The sequence below is a fragment of the Francisella philomiragia subsp. philomiragia ATCC 25015 genome, from assembly GCF_000156715.1.
Taxonomy (GTDB): domain Bacteria; phylum Pseudomonadota; class Gammaproteobacteria; order Francisellales; family Francisellaceae; genus Francisella; species Francisella philomiragia.
Window position 1 is genome coordinate 126,346 of sequence record NZ_DS999314.1, and the last position, 17,617, is coordinate 143,962.

Below are 17,617 nucleotides of genomic sequence, written 5' to 3' on the forward strand. Positions count from 1 at the left end.
ATATTTAATTATATTATTGATTTCTAAATTAGAATTTGCTAATATTGATGATTAGAAATTACAAACATTTATCATAATTATGGATTTGATACAGATGAAAGATAATGCTAGTAAAGCCTCGTCTTTATTAAAAGCAATATCTCATGAGTCTAGATTGTTGATTCTTTGTTTGTTATTAAGGAAAGAGATGACTGTTGGAGAGCTTGCAGAATATTCTGATTTAAGTCAGTCAGCTTTTTCTCAACACTTATCTGTTCTTAGAAATAAAGGATTAGTTAAGTGTAGAAAGGAATCACAGAATGTTTATTATAGTATTAAAGATTCTTCAGTAATCAAGATTTTAGAAGCATTATATGGTATATATTGCGGTGATGGGAATAGTTAAAAAATTTGAATAAAATATTAGTAATAACTAAATTAGAAATAGCTTAATAATATAAAGGAGAGTAAGCATGAGTAAAGTAAAAAATATTTCAGTTAAAGATTTTTTAGAATTACAAAAGAAAGAAAAAGTAAAATTAATAGATATCAGAACAACTGGTGAGCATAACAGAGAGTGTATTGATTGTGCTGAGAATATTTCTGTTGATGAAATATATGATGCAGATATTCAGCCTGATGAGATTGTTGTACTTCACTGTCAGTCTGGTAATAGAACTAATCAAGCAGCTACTAAAGTAAAAGATCTAAACGCGAAAGCAGTATATTTGTTAGAAGGTGGTTTGAATGCTTGGAAACAGCACAAGCAACCTACAAAAAAAAATGTTAAAGAACCTCTGCCAATAATGCGTCAAGTACAGATAATAGTTGGTTTTATGGTATTGTTGGGTGTAGTGCTTTCGTTTACAGTATCGCAATATTTTGCGATTTTGAGTGGGTTCTTTGGTGCAGGACTTTTATTTGCTGGCTTAACAGGCACATGTGGTTTAGCAGTAATGTTAGAGTTTTTACCATATAATAGAAAAAAATAATACTTAATACCAATTTCTAAAGGAGCTTATAATGGCTAAAAAATATCTCATAGTTGGTGGTGTTGCTGCAGGTGCATCAGCAGCTGCAAGACTAAGAAGGCTTGATGATAAAGCAGAGATAGTAATGTTTGAAAAAGGACCGCACGTATCATTTTCTAACTGTGGTTTACCTTATCATTTAGGTGGGTATATCGAACCAGCTGAAAAATTAATCTTAATGACGCCTGAAAAGTTTGATACAAGATATAATATTGAGGCTCGTACAAATTCGGAAGTCGTTAGTGTTGATAAATCAAATAAAACTGTAACTGTTATAAACCACATAACTGGAGAAGAGTATACTGAAAGCTATGATCAGCTAGTGTTAGCTGTAGGTGCTAAGCCGATAGTTCCTCCTTTTAAAGGTCTTGAGACAATCAATCACTTCATATTAAGAAATGTTGTCGATGTCAAAAAAATCCATAAAGCTGTTTTTGATAGTGAAAAATCTGTTAAAGACGTGACAGTTATAGGAGCAGGCTTCATTGGTATTGAGGTTGCAGAAAATCTTAAAGAAAGAGGCTTTAATGTAACTATAGTTGAGATGGCTAACCAAATTATGCGTCCATTTGATTATGAAATGGTTAAGTATCTAGAAAAAGAGTTATTAGATCATGATATAAACTTGATGCTATCTGAGAAAGTAGTTGGTTTTGAATCTGATAAGGTTCTGCTTGAATCAGGTAAAGAAGTTAAGTCAGATTTAGTGGTTTTAGCTATTGGTGTGGCACCAGATACGGCATTTCTAAAAAATGTAGGCATTGATCTAGCTAAAAGTGGTCATATACTTGTTAATGAGAATTATCAAACATCAGATAAAGATATTTATGCAGCAGGTGATGCTATATTGGTTAAAAATGCTCTTACTGGTCAAGATTTTAATTTGCCGTTAGCAGGACCAGCTAATAAGCAAGGTCGCTTAATTGCAGATCATATAAATGGTAGAAAAATTGTAAACAAAGGTTATATTGCTTCATCAATCATTCAGATATTTAACTATACTGGCGCAGCAACAGGCTTAAACGAAGCTTGGATTAAGTTTCATAATTTAGATATCGATTATCAGGTAGCATATACAGCACCATTTGATAGAGTAAGTATCATGCCTAATGCTCAAAATGTATTTACAAAAATATTATTTGAGAGTAACACAGGTAAACTTCTAGGTGCTCAGACAATTGGTAAAGGTATAGTTGATAAGAGGGCGGATGTGTTTGCAACAGCTATCAAAGCGGGTATGACAGTAGAAGATCTTCAAGATCTTGAGTTATGTTATGCTCCTCCATACTCAACAGGTAAAGATGTAGTTAACCATACTGGTTATGTTGCTAATAATCTTTTAAATGGAGATTTTAAACAGGTTCTATTTACTGATGTTGAAAAGCTTTTAGCTGAGAATGCTCAAATTATTGATGTTAGAGAATTTGGTGAAACATCTAAGGGTATGCTAGCAGGTGCTAAAAATATACCAATGTCAGAGATTAGAAATAGATTGTCAGAGCTTGATAAAACTAAGCCGGTATATGTACATTGTCAGTCAGGTCAAAGATCATATAATGTAACTCTAATGTTACAACATCATGGCTATGATGTTTATAATATTGCAGGTGGTTATGCTATGATTTCTAATTATTATGGCACTATTGAGCGTATTACAGGCGAGTGTCGTATTTCAATAACTTAAACTAACTAGAACAGATAAATATATCTAGGAGGAACTATGATTTTTAGACAACTAATTGATAGAGATACTTATACCTATACTTATATTTTAGGTTGTGAGCAAACTAGGGAAACTATAATAATAGATCCTGTAAGATTTAATGTTCAACAGTATTTAAAACTATTGAGAGAACTTGATCTTAAATTGATTTATGCTGTAGATACGCATGTTCATGCAGATCATGTAACAGCAGCAGGTATTTTAAGAAAAGAAACAGGCTGTGATATAGTACTAGGTGGTGAGAGTGCTGCTCAATGTGCTACTAAAAAAGTATTTGATGGAGATATACTAACATTTGGTAATTATCAGATTAAGGCAATATATACACCAGGTCATACAGATGACTCTTACTGTTTTATAACAGAGAATATGCTTTTCACTGGAGATACTTTGTTGATTAGAGGTTCGGGTAGAACTGATTTTCAAAATGGTGATTCTTATGCTGCATATGAGAGTATTATGACTAAACTTATGACTTTACCAGGTAGTACAATTATTTGTCCAGGTCATGATTATAATGGTGTTACTAGTAGTAGTGTTGCTGAGGAAAAAAGAAATAATCCAAGACTACAAGTGAACTCGCCAGAAGAGTATGCGAAGATCATGGATGATTTAAAATTACCTCCACCAAACTATATAGATATCGCAGTTCCAGCTAACCTAAAATGTGGTATAGAAGAAGAGTAATATGTTTTTGATTATATTTGGATTTATTTGTGGAATCGCTTTGGGCTTAACTGGTGGTGGCGGATCTATATTAGCAGTTCCATTACTTACTTATGGTGTAGGTTTAGATTTCCATACCGCGGTTCCTATTTCTCTACTTGTAGTAGGCTTTACGGCTATTTTTGGTCTTGTAGTTAACTATAAGCAACATGATATTAATTATTTAGCAGCTGCTATAATGATTACTACAGGAGTTATTTTTGCTCCAATTGGTAGCTACATATCTCAAGGCTTATCAGACAAAGTGTTAATGGTTAGCTTCTCTATACTTATGATTACAATAGGTATTTGGAGTTTGATAAAAGCAAAAGTTATGTCAGGTGCTGAGAAATCAATATGTGAGAGTATCGCTCCAAAATGTATTATTGCGTTATTAGTAAGTGGTGCAATCGTTGGTACTCTGACTGGATTCTTTGGAGTTGGTGGTGGATTCTTGATAGTGCCTGCGTTGGTGTTTATAACAGCCATGCCAATTAAAAGAGCCATAAATACTTCTTTATTGGTAATATTTGTTGTATCAATATCTGGGTTTATATCGCATTACGAAGAAGAGCATATGAGTTGGTATGTGGCTGGTATGTTTATAATTGGTAGTGTAATTGCGATGTTAATAGCTACTAAACTTAAAAAAAGACTTAATGATAAAATCTTACAAACATTATTCGCTATTATGTTGGTTGTGCTTGGAGCAGTGATTTATCTAATAAACTAGCTTATATTACACATTAAAAACTCTAATTCTGTTAACTAGTTTTTAACCAACCTGTAATACTTAGTCTTTTGTTTTCTGTGAGTACAGATAATACTTCGTGTTCAATAGTTTTGCTATCAAAGAGAATTATTTTCCCATTAGTTGGGAATATTTGTAATGTTTGATTGTTAAGATATAGTTTTAACTCTCCGCCAAAAGATTCATTCCAAATCTCATTAAGATAGCAAACTATAGATATCGTTCTGCGATCATCATTCTGAAAGGTATCGATATGTTTTTTATAGAATGAGGCTTGAGGATAAACTGCATAGTGAAATTCTTTTGTTACGATTCCAGCAAAACATGTTTTATTAAGATATTCAATAAAACTATTTATCTTTTTAAAAAAGACTGAGGCATGTTTTGTTTCATCTAGCCAGAAAATAAAGTCATTACGTATCGATCTTTCGAAGTTTTCATTTAAGCGATTACCTATTGCTGACTTTTTAAAACAATCAGCATCATAAAGAAGATTAAGTTCATTGCGTAGTTGAGTTGTTTCATCATTAGTTAGCCAATTATCAATAATACAGAAACCATTGCTAAGATAATCATTAATTATTTTTTCATAAAAAGGATTAATTTCGAAGAAATCAGACATACAAATGCCCAATTAGTAAAGAGTAAGGAATTATATATCAGAAACTAAAAATTAGTTATCTATTTTTATGATAAAGTCTTCTAAATATTCATCAACATCTAACTCATATTCAGAAATAGCAAAATGCTTAGCAGATTTTTTTTGTTTGTGCATTTCATCGGTAGAGCCGGTGTTTAAATGATGCCAGTCAGGCAGGTCTTTATTTTGTAGTAAAAGCTTATAACTACAACTATTAGGCAGCCATTTGTGAGCATGATTTTTAAGCTGTTTATATGTTAGGTTTATACAGTCAGGTACAATCTGCTTTCTTTTTTCATACATACTACATTGGCATTTTCCAATATCTAAAAGCTTACAGCTAACTTTTGTATAATATACTTCATCAGTTTCATCATCTTGAAGCTTATTTAAACAGCAAAGACCACATCTATCGCAAATGGATTCCCATTGCTCTTTACTCATATCTTTTAGATCAATTTCTTGCCACCATTTACTCATGATTTATTCATTTATGATAGTTTGAGAAGTATTAAACTAAATTATTTAAGAAAAATATAGTCTAAAAAGAAAGGTAATGCATTCTGATTATCTTGAATTAACTCTTAGCATTCCAATAAAATCAATAGTTACAGTGATAAAATTAGTATGATATTTTATGTTTTAATAGAAAATATTTAAGAAACTTGTTGAACTGGTTGAGTTAATACTGGAGAAATACCTGTTTGTACAAAAATTTGCTGTTGAATTTTTGCAAAAGCATTTTCGTAGGCTTGAGGATTAAGGATTGCATAAGATGTATTTATCGGAGCAGCTCCCTGATTAGGATCAGGAGTTGACTGATAAACTACAAAATTAATCCTAATGCTAGAGTCCTTATTTGACTGCCTATAAGGTTGTATAAATGCTGTAGCTTCAGTATATTCAGATTGTCCCCAGCCATTAGCATTTTCAGTACTTTTAGCGGTAATAATGCCAGTATTGAAGTTAGCATCTTGAATGATATAACCTAGATTTTGCATAACAGTAACTGTAGCATCAAAAGCTGTTCGTAAATCAACATTAAAAACTTTTGTTTGCATAAGTTGAATTTGCAGGGGTGTTAAATTTGGTTGTTGTGGTCCTGATGATATACATCCAGATAAAGCCAAAACAATCAGGTAAACTAAAAGACTAAATTTCTTACGCATATTATAAAAGCCTCATCTAGAAGTTAGTTGATAATGATTTATAGTCAGAGACAATATTACCCTTGAACGTGATAATTATAGTCATAGTTTTTTGTGATTGCATGAATCCTGATTCTTGTGTATTTTCACCAGTTATCAGTAGAGTCAAAAAACCATCTCTAGAAGCATTGTTCTCTACAGTTGCATTTGTCTGATATGTCCAGACTGATTCTCCGCTTGCATTCTGAGTAACTATATTAGGAGAGCCAAAAGCATTTATGACTTCATCTTTGGTTGTTACACCTTTTTTAAGTGTTAAAGAAACATTTCCAGAAGTATAAGGAGTTTTTACAAATCCAACATCTTGAGGGTTAGTATTGCTTACGCAAGAGTTAAGGATAAATGCTATTCCTATCAAACATATAATCTTCAATTTCATAATAGTCTCGTTGGTTTATAAGGAGTGATTTTATCGAGAACATTTTATTACAGATATGACAATAATGGTATCTAAAACTTTATGATTTTTAAAGTATTAATAGTTTATGAGATCTATATATATCATTGGTAATAATGTATAATCAAAATCATAAAATTCGCTAATAAATATTATCTATACAACAATTATGAAAACTACTGCTAGAGCTAGAAATAATGCTCGTTTATATACTGTGCAAGCTTTGTACCAAAAAAAAGTCGCAGATCATACATTTTCTGAACTAAAAACTCAATACTATGCAGATAATGCAGAGAGACATTATACTGACTGGGATCTTTTTTATAGATTAATGGATGCAGTTAGAGAAAACCAAGATACTATAAATAACTATATACAAGATAATTCAAAAAATGGTATCGAGTCTATAAATTATGTGGATTATGCTGTATTGCAAGTCGCTATAGCAGAGCTTATAGAATGTCTAGAGAACCCATATCAGATTATTATAAAAGAGTATGTTGAAATTTGTTATAGTATGGGTACAGAAGAAGGGTATAAATTTGTTAATGCTGTTCTACAAAATCTAGCTAAGTCGATTAGAGGTGAAGAGTAAAGTTATCTTGTGATGCAAGAAAATTAAACTTATTACGATGTTCTTGCTGTTTATTTTTATCTAAAGTTGCTGTTAGTATAGTTTCTTTATATTCCTCATGAGCTAAAACATCTCCATTATAATCAATGATCATACTATCTCCAGAATAGCTAAAGTTAGGATCATTTCCGACCCTGTTACATGCAATAACATAAGCTTGATTTTCTATTGCTCTAGCTTTTAGTAATGATTTCCAATGTTCACGGCGAGACTCTGGCCAACAAGCAACATTTAGTAATACATCATATTCATTATTATTACAATTAAATACTGGGAATCTTAGGTCAAAGCATATAGTCAAAAGTATATTAAATCCTTTATAGTTAATGATTTGACGTTTATTTCCATTGGTATATTTTTTATCTTCTCCAGCATGTATAAATAGATGATTTTTATCGTAAGTGTAAACTTGCTTGTCAGGAGTTACAAAATAAAGCCTATTGGCAATTTTATTTTCTGTAAAAGTTGCAGCGCTACCAACGATAGCATAATTTTTATCTTTTACTTGATTGTGCATCCAGTTGATAATATCTTCTTCAGAACTAGCCTCATTGGTAGGATTCATTATAAAACCAGTATTGAACATTTCACATAGCACTACCAGATCTGTCTGTTTATCAATATTGGTGATTTTATTTTCAATAGCTTTATAGTTTGCTTGCTTATCATCCCAAACAATATCTGATTGAATTACACTAACTTTTAACTTTGACATATACTATCCTTGTTTTGGTGTTTAGGCCTCTTTTGAAAGTTTAGCAATATTTTACTAAATCGTTAAGAACAAAGTGCTATATATAATGAAGTATAATTTGTTGACAAACAAATAACTCAATAACATAATAATCATAATTTGTTTTAACACTCATATAAGGGAATTATGAAGACTATAAAATTAAAAATTTATGCAATATTATCTGTCGTTATATTAGCTTTGATTGCTGGATGTTCAAGTATTGAGAATAATAATGGTATAAAGTATGTAGAAGGTTATTATATTGTAGATATGCCATATAGTTTTGATAAGGTTTATAGTGCAGCATTAGAATCAATAAAAACAGGTGAAACGTATACTATAAACGGAGTTCCATACGATCTTAAGATAAACAGTAATGCTAATGGTAAGGCGATCTTAGAAGGTGTTAATGATAATGATCTTAAAGATACTATTCGTATAGAGATTGTTAAGTTATCAGATGAGCTTACAAAAGTAGCTATCAAGTATGGAAAAGATGGAAACTCTATTAGATCATCTGCCGAAGTTCAGATTATTGAAGGTAATATTAAATACGGTTAATAGATAAGTTTTATTCTAAATTTTTGCAAGAATCTTTGCGCCTTTGATTATCTCATCATCTTTTTTAGCAAAACAAAGTCTTAGTAGCCCATTTTGTGGTTTTTCAAATAATGATGATATTGGAACTAAGCCAATGCCATGCTCTTTGATTAAATTAGAGGCGAAATCCTCATCAAACTCGTTGCTAATATCACTGTAGTCTAGCATCTGAAACGGAGAGCCATACCATTCAAGAACTTTGAATCTAGTGCCTTTTAAGTTATCTCTTAAAAGTTGATTTTGTTTTTTGTATAGTTTGTTGAGATTAATGTAATACTCAGGGTGTTCAATAATTCCCTCTGCTAAAGCTAGTTGTAGGGGATGTACCGCTGAGAAAGTTGCAAACTGTTTTACAGCTAAGATATTTCTAATAACATCTGTTGGAGCTATAACTACTCCCTGACGCCATCCGGTAACATTATAAGTTTTTCCTAGCGATTGAAGAACAATAAGCTTATCTCTAAGCTCAGGTATTTCAATAGCACTTGTAAAACTCTCTCCAGCATAGATGTGCTCGTATACCTCATCAGAAATTACTAGAAGATTTTTATTTTTAACAATTTTAGCAATTTCTTTAAATTCATCTTCTGATATCACAGTACCCATAGGGTTATGAGGCGAATTTAAGATGATAAGTTTTGTTCTATCTGTGATTGCATTTGCAATAGCTGGGATATCAATTCTACCATCAGCTAGTAGTTTTAGTCTTACGCATTTACCTTGGTTAAGTTTTGTAGCTCCAACATAAGTATCAAAAACTGGATCAAACATGATAACTTCGTCACCTTGTCCGATATAAGCAGATATTAGAGTAAATAGACCTTCTTGGGCTCCTGCAGTGATAGCTACATTTTCAATATTTATTTCTGCATTGTAGCATTTTTTAGTCTTTGTGACGATCGCATCACGCAATGCAATAGTGCCTGGAATTGGGGAGTATTGATTTTTTGCGTGCTGCATATGAAACAGTGCTCTATCAATTAACCATTCAGGAGTATCAAATGCAGGAGCTCCTTGAGTGAAATTAAGAGCTTTATATTCTGCAGCTAATGTAGCAAATCTGCCATAAACAGAAGGGGATGTATCTATATAAGGTTTAGCTTTGATCATAGTCTTTGTTATAAATTATTAGTGTATTTACAGTATATAATATAAATATATATTTTAAGTAGAATTTTGTGCGAAAAACATACTAAATAATAGAGATATATTAATGCTTTGTGGTGAATTCAAGAGGGTTACCGTACATAGATAAATATTTTTTTCCTAATAGTTCTGAGCCTATATAGTTAAGATGATTTGAGTCGGCATAGATTGGAATACTATTTATTTCAATATTGCAGTAACTGTCATCACAGATCGCTTTTTTAGGATCAATAATTACTAATTTTGGAAATTCCTTTTTGAGTTTTTCAACAAGATTAGAAAATACCAACTGTTGTTGTTTGACAAACTCGATATTCAACTTACATGAATTTTCTCCAAAAATAAATGGTAGTTTATTTTTTTCTAATGGACAAAGATTAGTTACATCAATATTAAGTGTTGGAGTATCTAAAATAAGTATAGGTATACTACCATTATCTATTACTAATTTGATAGATTCTTGTATTGAATTAATCGAACTAGAGTATAATGCATTTGACCATTCACCAGCAAGAATAACATATTTATATTTTTTTGATTTTATCAAATTAGCAATGGCCTTGTTTCTATCAGTAACAGAAACATATTCAACAACATTTTTGAAAGTTGGTAAGAAGGGTGTAGATTTTTGGGTTACAACGTAAGCTTTCTGGTTTATGTTATCAAGCCAAGTAGTTATCATTGGTATTTCAGATCTTGCATGAGAGTCACCTACCAACAGGAATTTTGTATTTTTAGCTTCAGAACTTCCTATTGAACAGATATCAGTATTAGGGAGTTGTTTTGACTGAAAGCTAGAAGATTGAATCATAAGGAAACAATTGTTTTGATCGATTTTATTAAACCTGTAGTTATATGTCAGTTTATTTTGATCAATAAGGTTTGAGGAATTAAAACCAAATTTATTATTAGTTGAGGCTATATATAAGCAGCAAGCCAAAACTAGAGGTATTATCCATAGTAGTATAAAGCTTTTAATAAAACTAAACTTATATTTATACCTAAAGGGTTTTTCTACAAATAAATACGTTAATGTAGCAAGAGCTAAACTAATAGTAAAAATTATGACACATATAGTGACAGTTTTATTGGTACTTAAATAGTTAACATAAGCAATAATAGGCCAATGCCATAAGTATAAAGAATATGAGATAAGACCTATAGCTACAAAGGGTTTTAGAGAAAGTATTCTATTTATAATAGGCATTAAATTAGTATTTGCACCAGAATATATATAAATAGTCGCTCCAATACATGCTATAACAGTCCAAATACTTGGGAAACTCACATTAATAAAAAATATAGGTGCTATCATCATTAAAGCACCTATTACAGAGAGTATATTGAGAGTCAGTTTGTTATTATTTAAAGTAGTTGGATTATTAAGATATATAGCTAAACAGCAACCAAATAAAAGTTCGAATGCTCTATGAGTTGGAAAGTAATACCATCTGTCAGAGCTCAGAATATATAAATTAAATTCTCCAGAAAGGAAAATCAAGCAAGATATAATTAACAGTATTATTGAAGTGGCTAGAAGTTTTACTTTTGTTGAAAGTCTCAGTTTAAATAATAATATTAAGATTAATGGCCAAATCATATAAAACTGTTCTTCTACACCTAATGACCATGTGTGAAGTAATGGTATTATTTGTGAGTTTTGACCGAAATAACCAAAATCAAGTTTTACAAAGAAATATATATTAGAAAAGGATGCGATTGCACTAACAAGTGATTCGGCATAGTCTATTAGATCCTGTGGTAGTAATATAAGCCATGCAAAAAAAGTAGAAAAAACTAAGACAACTATTAATGCAGGTAGAATTCTTCTAATTCTTCTTAGGTAAAAATTTTTGATAGAAAAAGAGTTGTTTTGTAGATCTCTAAGAATTATAGATGTAATTAAATATCCAGAAATTACAAAAAATATATCTACTCCCAAAAAACCAGATTTAATCCAACTTATATTTAGATGGAATAGAACTACGGATAATACCGCAAAAGCTCTTAATCCATCTATATCTTTTCTATACTTTATATTGCTCATTAAGAATGTGCCTTTGTATTAATTATTGATAGTGGGTTACCATACTTCTCCAAATAAAGGTTACCCAATAGAGTTGATCCGATGTTATTTAGATGAGTATTGTCGGTATACAAAGGAGTACTACCGATAGATGTAAGAAGCTCGGTTCTAGAATCCTTTTTTTCTATAAGTTTATTAGGATCTATTACAATGAGCTTTTCTCCGTATTTATGTTTTAGCTTTTTAATAAAATTATTTCTATCATCCATAACGCTATAACATTCTCTACCAAGAATTTTATCTAATTTTGTAAATCCACATGTTGACTTTGGACCTCCATATACATCGTACATAATAATAGGTACTATGCCTTGCTTTATGAAATTAGCTACTGAACTGTCAATTTGTTTGAAAGCATCAGTTTTGAGATATGTATCGTAATTCCAATATCCAGCTAGAATAATTGCTCTAGGTTTTAACTTATGTATGTAATACTCAGTATTCTTATCAAATGAATTACTATACATCATATACTTATAGAGTTTAGGATCGCCTGTCAGTGACTTAGTATAAATATACCCTTTGAGTTTTAAATTTTTTAACCAAACATTTATCATACCCTCATATGCCATGGCATGAGAATCCCCTAGAACTAAAATGTCTGTATGATCTTTACTAATTGTGCCAAAGAAGCAGTTATTATTTATTTCATTTAGATTATAATTTTCACCAGTATTGCACTGATCTAGATTTAAAGATTGACTACTATAAAAATTTAGATTTAAATTTACTGCTTCCTTATTAAAACCAAATCCTTGATGCTTAGACGCTGCATAAAAGCTTATCGATATGACCAAAGGTATAATCCATAGTATAAAAATACTTTTTTTAAAACTAAAAATAATCCTATATCGAAATGGTTTTTCAATAAATATATACGTCAATGTTGCTAATAATATGCTAATAGTAAATATTACAACACAAACTAGAGTAGTTTTTTCAATACTAAGATAATTTATATAGGCTATTATAGGCCAATGCCACAAATATAAAGAGTATGAGATAAGACCTATAGCTACAAAAGGTTTTAATGAGAATATCTTATTTGCTATTGGAGTATGGTTATTACCACAATAAATAAATATAGTAGCTCCGAGACATGTGGTAATAGTCCATAGACTGGGAAATCTCACATCGATAAAGAAGATAGGTATAATCATCAAGAACACAGAGATTATCGATAGAACTTCAAGCACTATTTTATTATTTAACTTTATTTTACTTGTATTTTGAACTGATAAAAAAATAGCTAAACAACACCCAAATAGTAATTCAAAAGCTCTATGTGTTGGAGAGTAGTACCATCTGGGAGAGTCTATAATATGAATATTTAACTCACCAGACAGAAAAAGTATACAAGAAATAATTAAACAAATAATAGAAAAAATTAGTAGTTTCTTTTGAGTGAAGTTTAACTTAAATAAAGCTAATAACAATAATGGATAAATTAGGTAAAACTGTTCCTCAATGCCAAGAGACCATGTATGTAATAGTGGTATAATCTGAGGACTAGCTCCAAAATAGCCAAAATTAAGTTTTATGAAGTAATAGATGTTAGCTACAGAGCCAATGGCACTTATAAGAGATTCAGAATAATTTAGTAAGTCCTGAGGTAATAATATTAACCAAGCAAAAAAAGTAGAGAATACTAAAACAATTAATAATGCTGGTAAAATTCTTCTAATCCTTCTTAAATAAAAGCTTTTAGTAGAAAAGGAATTGTTATGTATATTTTTAATAATTATTGAAGTGATAAGATAACCTGAAATTACAAAAAAAATATCTACACCTAGGAATCCTGATTTAATCCAATTTATTTGGAGGTGAAATAGAACTACTGATAATACAGCAAATGCTCTAAGACCATCTATATCCTTTCTGTATTGAACATCACCCATGAGATATTTAGTTTTTACAATTAGCTATTACATATGATACAGTTTTCTTTATCAAAATTTAATTATAATTATCGTTTATAGGATTACCAAATTCTTCCAGATACTTCTGACCTATAAGTTTAGAACCAATATAACTAAGATGGTGACTGTCAGCGTATATAGGTATTCTTTTTATAGTTGTTGAGCATTCATTCTTAAAACAAATTACTTTACTAGGATTTATAATCTCTATTTGATCAGGATATTTATTTTCAAATTTCTTATATAATTCAGTTTGAGTTTTAATCCATCCTTTATATATGCCATAATCTATATTGCAATTAAGATGTATTCTATTTATAGCACATAGGTTCGAGATATTCTTATTTTCAGGGAGATATGAAGCAGGTTGACCTAAGTAAGGTGTATCAACTATTAAGATAATATGTTTGTTATTTTCCAGTGCTTTTTTTACGATTGAACCAAATATGTTTAACTCTCCTTTATTTCCAATACCTCCCATATTTGCGATAATAATAGTTTTATATGAGCTATTCTTTTCTATTGCTTTTTTAATAAAGTCAAATCTTTGTCTCATAGCATCATTTTTTATTTCTTGATTTAAGTTATTTGGGTATGGAGCATATGGAGCAGTATTGTCACTGTCATTAGGAGTTATTGCTAAAAGAGTTGCATTTGAATCAGCATTTTTGACCCACTCAGATACCATTGGCCAATCAGATCTTGCATGAGAATTACCTAAAACTAAAATATCAGATTTTTTATCGTCAAAGACCTTACACTTTGTACTATCATAATTTTTTTCGTATGAAACGTAGTATGGCCCATTACGGTTAATGTCAGAATCCTGAGCAAAATTATAAAAACAGCCATTATTATCTATTTTTTCAAAGCCATATTTAAATGTAAGCTTATTCTGGTCAATATTAGGATGATTGAAACCAAATCCTTGATGCTTAGAAGCTATACAAAAACCTATTGATATAACTAAAGGAATAATCCATAAAATAGTTAAACTCTTTAAGAAACTAAATTTAAATTTATGTCTAAAAGGTTTCTCTACAAATACATAAGATATAGTTGCTAATATAATACTTAAAATAATTACAATCGCAGCAATATCTACAGTAATAGTAATACTTAAGTAATTTAAATAGGCTATTATCGGCCAATGCCATAAGTATAAAGAATATGAGATAAGACCTATAGCCACAAAAGGTTTTATTGAAAATAACCTATTAATAATCGGAGTATAGCCAAGGCTTCCTGAATAGATGAATAGTGTAGCTCCCAAACAAGCCACTATCATCCAAAAGCTTGGATAGTTTACTGATATCAAAAATATCGGAACTACCATAAGCACTAATGACACAATTGAATATATGTCCAAAAGAATTTTATTTGGTAATTTATGCTCTCTATTACTTAAGCTAATAGCCAAAAAACAGCCAAATAGCAGTTCGAATCCTCGATTAAGTGGTATATAGTAAAACTTTGGAAAATGTTTATAAAAAAATATGGCTATTGAGGCAATAATAAGCAGTGAGGTAATAGTTAATAAATATTTCTTAGAAGATATATTTAGTTTGAACAAAATAATTAAAATCACTGGCCATATGATATAAAACTGTTCCTCAACACCTAGTGACCATGTATGTAATAGTGGTATAGTAGATGAGTCTGTTGCAAAATAACCAAAGCTTAATGTTTTAAAAAGGAAAAGATTTGAAATAGAAGCAATTACGCTTACCATTGATTTTGCGTAGTTTAATAAGTCTTGTGGTAAAAGTATTAGCCATGCAAAAAAGCTTGATAACACTAACACAAAAATCAAAGCCGGAAGAATTCTGCGTATTCTTCTTAGATAGAAATTCTTGATAGAAAAGGTACCACTTTGTAAATCTCTAACAATAATCTTTGTTATCAAGAAACCTGATATAACAAAGAATATATCTACACCAAGAAAGCCTGATTTGACCCAACTAACTTCTAAATGATATAAGACTACTGATAATACAGCAAAAGCCCTCAAACTATCTATATCACTTCTATATTTTATATTATTCATAATAAATATTCTCTAATAAAATTACTTGTATTATGATACATTTTTATCAACTGTTAATACAATATAATTTAGATTAGATATTTCATTCTGTTTTTGAATAAAATCTAATTTTAGAGGTAAGAGTTATGGAAAAGAGATTAGGCTAATATGTCCAATAATTTCTCTAATGTGATTTCTTGTTTTTCTTGAGTTTTACGATTTTTATACTCAATCAAACCTTGTTCTAAAAGTCTATCACCAATAACCACATGATGAGAGTAGCCGATAAGATCTGCATCTGCAAACATCACACCAGGTCTTGCGCCTCTATCATCTAAAATCACATCTATTCCTTTTGCGAGTAACTCTTGATAGAGTTTGTCAGCTGTTTGTTTGACACTTTCAGATTTGTTATAGTTGATTGGCAATATTGCAACTTGATATGGAGCGATAGCCTCTGGCCAAATGATTCCATTTTCATCATGAGACTGTTCAATTGCAGCAGCCATTACACGCGATACTCCAAAACCGTAGCAACCCATAAGCATAGGTTTAGATTTGCCATCTTGACTAATTATATTGGCATTCATTGGTTTTGAATAAACATCTTCAAGCTCAAAAATATGTCCAACCTCAATACCATTTGTGAGCTCTAGAGTTCCATTATTATCTGGAGATATATCTCCTGTAACTACGTTTCTAATATCGGCAATTTGATAACTAGTGATATCTCTATCCCAATTCACATTTGTAAAATGATAGTCATCTTCATTTGCGCCACAACAGATATCTTCAATCATCATTGCACTATAATCAGCTATAATTTGTACAGGACAGTTAACTATCCCTAATGAACCTGGATTAGCATTAAAAATAGAGAAAATTTCATCTTTGGTTGCAAGAGTGTATGGTGCTACAATTTGTTCGAGCTTATTGATTTTTGTCTCGTTAAGTTCATGATCTCCTCGGATAACTAAAGCGAGGAAGTTACCTTTAGCATCTTTTATAACCATAGTTTTAATAGTTTTTTTGATATCAAAATCAAGTTCGCTACAAAGTTTTTCGATAGTCTTAATATTTGGAGTATGAATTTTTGTTATAGTATTCTCAGAAATTGCTCTTGTGCTTAAATCTGGTTTTGCATATGTTGCTAACTCAATATTTGCAGCATAGTCGGAGCTATTGCTATAGCATATAATATCTTCACCAGCATTAGCTAATACTTGAAACTCATGACTATTGTCGCCACCGATTGCTCCAGTGTCAGCGCGGACAGGACGATATACTAAGCCAATTTTATCAAGGATATTACAATAAGTTTCATGCATCTTATTGTAGGTGTTATGTAAACATTGGCTATTCTCATGGAATGAGTAAGCATCTTTCATGATAAATTCACGGGCACGCATCACACCAAAACGAGGGCGGATTTCATCCCTAAATTTTGTTTGAATTTGATAAAGATTTAGAGGTAATTGTTTGTAACTCTTGATAGTGTCACGAGCCATGTCTACAATAGGTTCTTCATGGGTTGGGCCATAGCAAAAATCTCTTTCATGTCTGTCTTTTAGCTTCAGAAGTTCAGGACCAAATTTATCCCAGCGGTGGGTTTCTTGTAAAAGCTCTGAAGGTAGTACGCTTGGCAGTAGTAACTCACTTGCTCCAGCTTTATTCATCTCTTCACGGACTATATTCTGGATTTTCTGTAGAACTTTTAATCCTATAGGCATCCATGTATAGATTCCTGAAGCAAGTTTTTTTATCAAACCAGCTTTTAGCATGTATTGATGGCTAGTAAGTACGGCCTCTTTAGGAAGCTCTTTTGTAGTAGCAATAAGGGTTTGTGTAGCTTTCATGATTATCTAAATTTCAAAATAAAAATATGAGCTAAATTATAGCAAAAAAATAATTATAAAATATAAAAATTGACTCTAGATGAAGGAAGTTAAGGAGATATGAAAAAACTAAGGAGTATCACCTAGAGTAATCTTTATATGTTTAAGACTCAATCATACCCAAAAGCGTAACTTTGTTAC

At 30.8% G+C, this 17,617-nt stretch carries 17 protein-coding genes; 7 read left to right on the forward strand and 10 right to left on the reverse strand.

Features of this window, described 5'->3' with window-relative positions; genetic code table 11:
* Positions 1-79: 79 nt before the first annotated feature.
* The 5 genes from FTPG_RS04895 to FTPG_RS04915 all read left to right on the forward strand — a co-directional run bounded on the left by FTPG_RS04895 (position 80) and on the right by FTPG_RS04915 (position 4,171).
* On the forward strand, positions 80-385 hold the full coding sequence (locus tag FTPG_RS04895) for an ArsR/SmtB family transcription factor (protein WP_035722429.1): 306 nt from the start codon (positions 80-82) through the stop codon (positions 383-385).
* Positions 386-452: 67 nt separating this feature from the next.
* Entirely contained in the window at positions 453-971 is a 519-nt protein-coding gene (locus FTPG_RS04900) for a rhodanese-like domain-containing protein (protein WP_004287318.1), read from the forward strand.
* Positions 972-1,002: 31 nt separating this feature from the next.
* On the forward strand, positions 1,003-2,694 hold the full coding sequence (locus tag FTPG_RS04905; protein WP_004287319.1) for an FAD-dependent oxidoreductase: 1,692 nt from the start codon (positions 1,003-1,005) through the stop codon (positions 2,692-2,694).
* A 36-nt stretch (positions 2,695-2,730) separates the two neighbouring features.
* The gene (locus tag FTPG_RS04910) at positions 2,731-3,420 is read left to right on the forward strand and encodes an MBL fold metallo-hydrolase (protein ID WP_004287320.1); all 690 of its coding nucleotides are present in this window, start codon (positions 2,731-2,733) and stop codon (positions 3,418-3,420) included.
* Between the two features lies 1 nt (position 3,421).
* A complete protein-coding gene (locus FTPG_RS04915) occupies positions 3,422-4,171 on the forward strand; it encodes a sulfite exporter TauE/SafE family protein (RefSeq protein ID WP_004287321.1) in 750 nt (249 codons plus the stop codon).
* Positions 4,172-4,202: 31 nt separating this feature from the next.
* On the opposite strand, the gene FTPG_RS04920 is transcribed toward FTPG_RS04915, so the two are convergent.
* The 4 genes from FTPG_RS04920 to FTPG_RS04935 form a co-directional block, all read right to left on the reverse strand.
* A complete protein-coding gene (locus FTPG_RS04920) occupies positions 4,203-4,811 on the reverse strand; it encodes a 2OG-Fe(II) oxygenase (protein ID WP_035722432.1) in 609 nt (202 codons plus the stop codon).
* A 51-nt stretch (positions 4,812-4,862) separates the two neighbouring features.
* The gene (locus FTPG_RS04925) at positions 4,863-5,309 is read right to left on the reverse strand and encodes a YcgN family cysteine cluster protein (protein WP_004287323.1); all 447 of its coding nucleotides are present in this window, start codon (positions 5,307-5,309) and stop codon (positions 4,863-4,865) included.
* A gap of 176 nt (positions 5,310-5,485) precedes the next feature.
* The gene (locus FTPG_RS04930; protein ID WP_004287324.1) at positions 5,486-5,998 is read right to left on the reverse strand and encodes a hypothetical protein; all 513 of its coding nucleotides are present in this window, start codon (positions 5,996-5,998) and stop codon (positions 5,486-5,488) included.
* A 16-nt stretch (positions 5,999-6,014) separates the two neighbouring features.
* Positions 6,015-6,416, reverse strand: a complete 402-nt coding sequence (locus FTPG_RS04935; RefSeq protein ID WP_004287325.1) for a hypothetical protein — start codon at positions 6,414-6,416, stop codon at positions 6,015-6,017.
* Between the two features lie 187 nt (positions 6,417-6,603).
* On the opposite strand from FTPG_RS04935, the gene nusB reads away from it, so the two are divergent.
* Complete coding sequence (gene nusB / locus FTPG_RS04940; protein ID WP_004287326.1) at positions 6,604-7,029, forward strand: transcription antitermination factor NusB; 426 nt, start codon at positions 6,604-6,606, stop codon at positions 7,027-7,029.
* On the opposite strand, the gene FTPG_RS04945 is transcribed toward nusB, so the two are convergent.
* Positions 7,013-7,783, reverse strand: a complete 771-nt coding sequence (locus tag FTPG_RS04945; RefSeq protein ID WP_004287327.1) for an amidohydrolase — start codon at positions 7,781-7,783, stop codon at positions 7,013-7,015. The two genes, nusB and FTPG_RS04945, sit on opposite strands and share 17 nt — an antisense overlap.
* 165 nt (positions 7,784-7,948) lie before the next feature.
* Between FTPG_RS04945 and FTPG_RS04950 the strand changes: the two genes are divergently transcribed.
* Positions 7,949-8,365, forward strand: a complete 417-nt coding sequence (locus FTPG_RS04950; protein ID WP_004287328.1) for a DUF3568 family protein — start codon at positions 7,949-7,951, stop codon at positions 8,363-8,365.
* Positions 8,366-8,380: 15 nt separating this feature from the next.
* Here FTPG_RS04950 and FTPG_RS04955 read toward each other — a convergent pair whose 3' ends face one another.
* The 5 genes from FTPG_RS04955 to FTPG_RS04975 all read right to left on the reverse strand — a co-directional run bounded on the left by FTPG_RS04955 (position 8,381) and on the right by FTPG_RS04975 (position 17,437).
* On the reverse strand, positions 8,381-9,514 hold the full coding sequence (locus FTPG_RS04955) for an aminotransferase class I/II-fold pyridoxal phosphate-dependent enzyme (protein WP_004287329.1): 1,134 nt from the start codon (positions 9,512-9,514) through the stop codon (positions 8,381-8,383).
* Between the two features lie 100 nt (positions 9,515-9,614).
* Positions 9,615-11,597, reverse strand: coding sequence for an acyltransferase family protein (locus tag FTPG_RS04960; RefSeq protein WP_004287330.1), 1,983 nt, complete (start codon positions 11,595-11,597; stop codon positions 9,615-9,617).
* Entirely contained in the window at positions 11,597-13,534 is a 1,938-nt protein-coding gene (locus FTPG_RS04965; RefSeq protein WP_004287331.1) for an acyltransferase family protein, read from the reverse strand. The genes FTPG_RS04960 and FTPG_RS04965 overlap by 1 nt, the downstream gene beginning before the upstream one ends.
* Before the next feature lie 58 nt (positions 13,535-13,592).
* Positions 13,593-15,602, reverse strand: a complete 2,010-nt coding sequence (locus FTPG_RS04970; RefSeq protein ID WP_004287332.1) for an acyltransferase family protein — start codon at positions 15,600-15,602, stop codon at positions 13,593-13,595.
* A gap of 137 nt (positions 15,603-15,739) precedes the next feature.
* Positions 15,740-17,437: a proline--tRNA ligase gene (locus tag FTPG_RS04975; RefSeq protein WP_004287333.1), complete on the reverse strand. Its 1,698-nt coding sequence runs from the start codon at positions 17,435-17,437 to the stop codon at positions 15,740-15,742.
* Positions 17,438-17,617 lie beyond the last annotated feature (180 nt).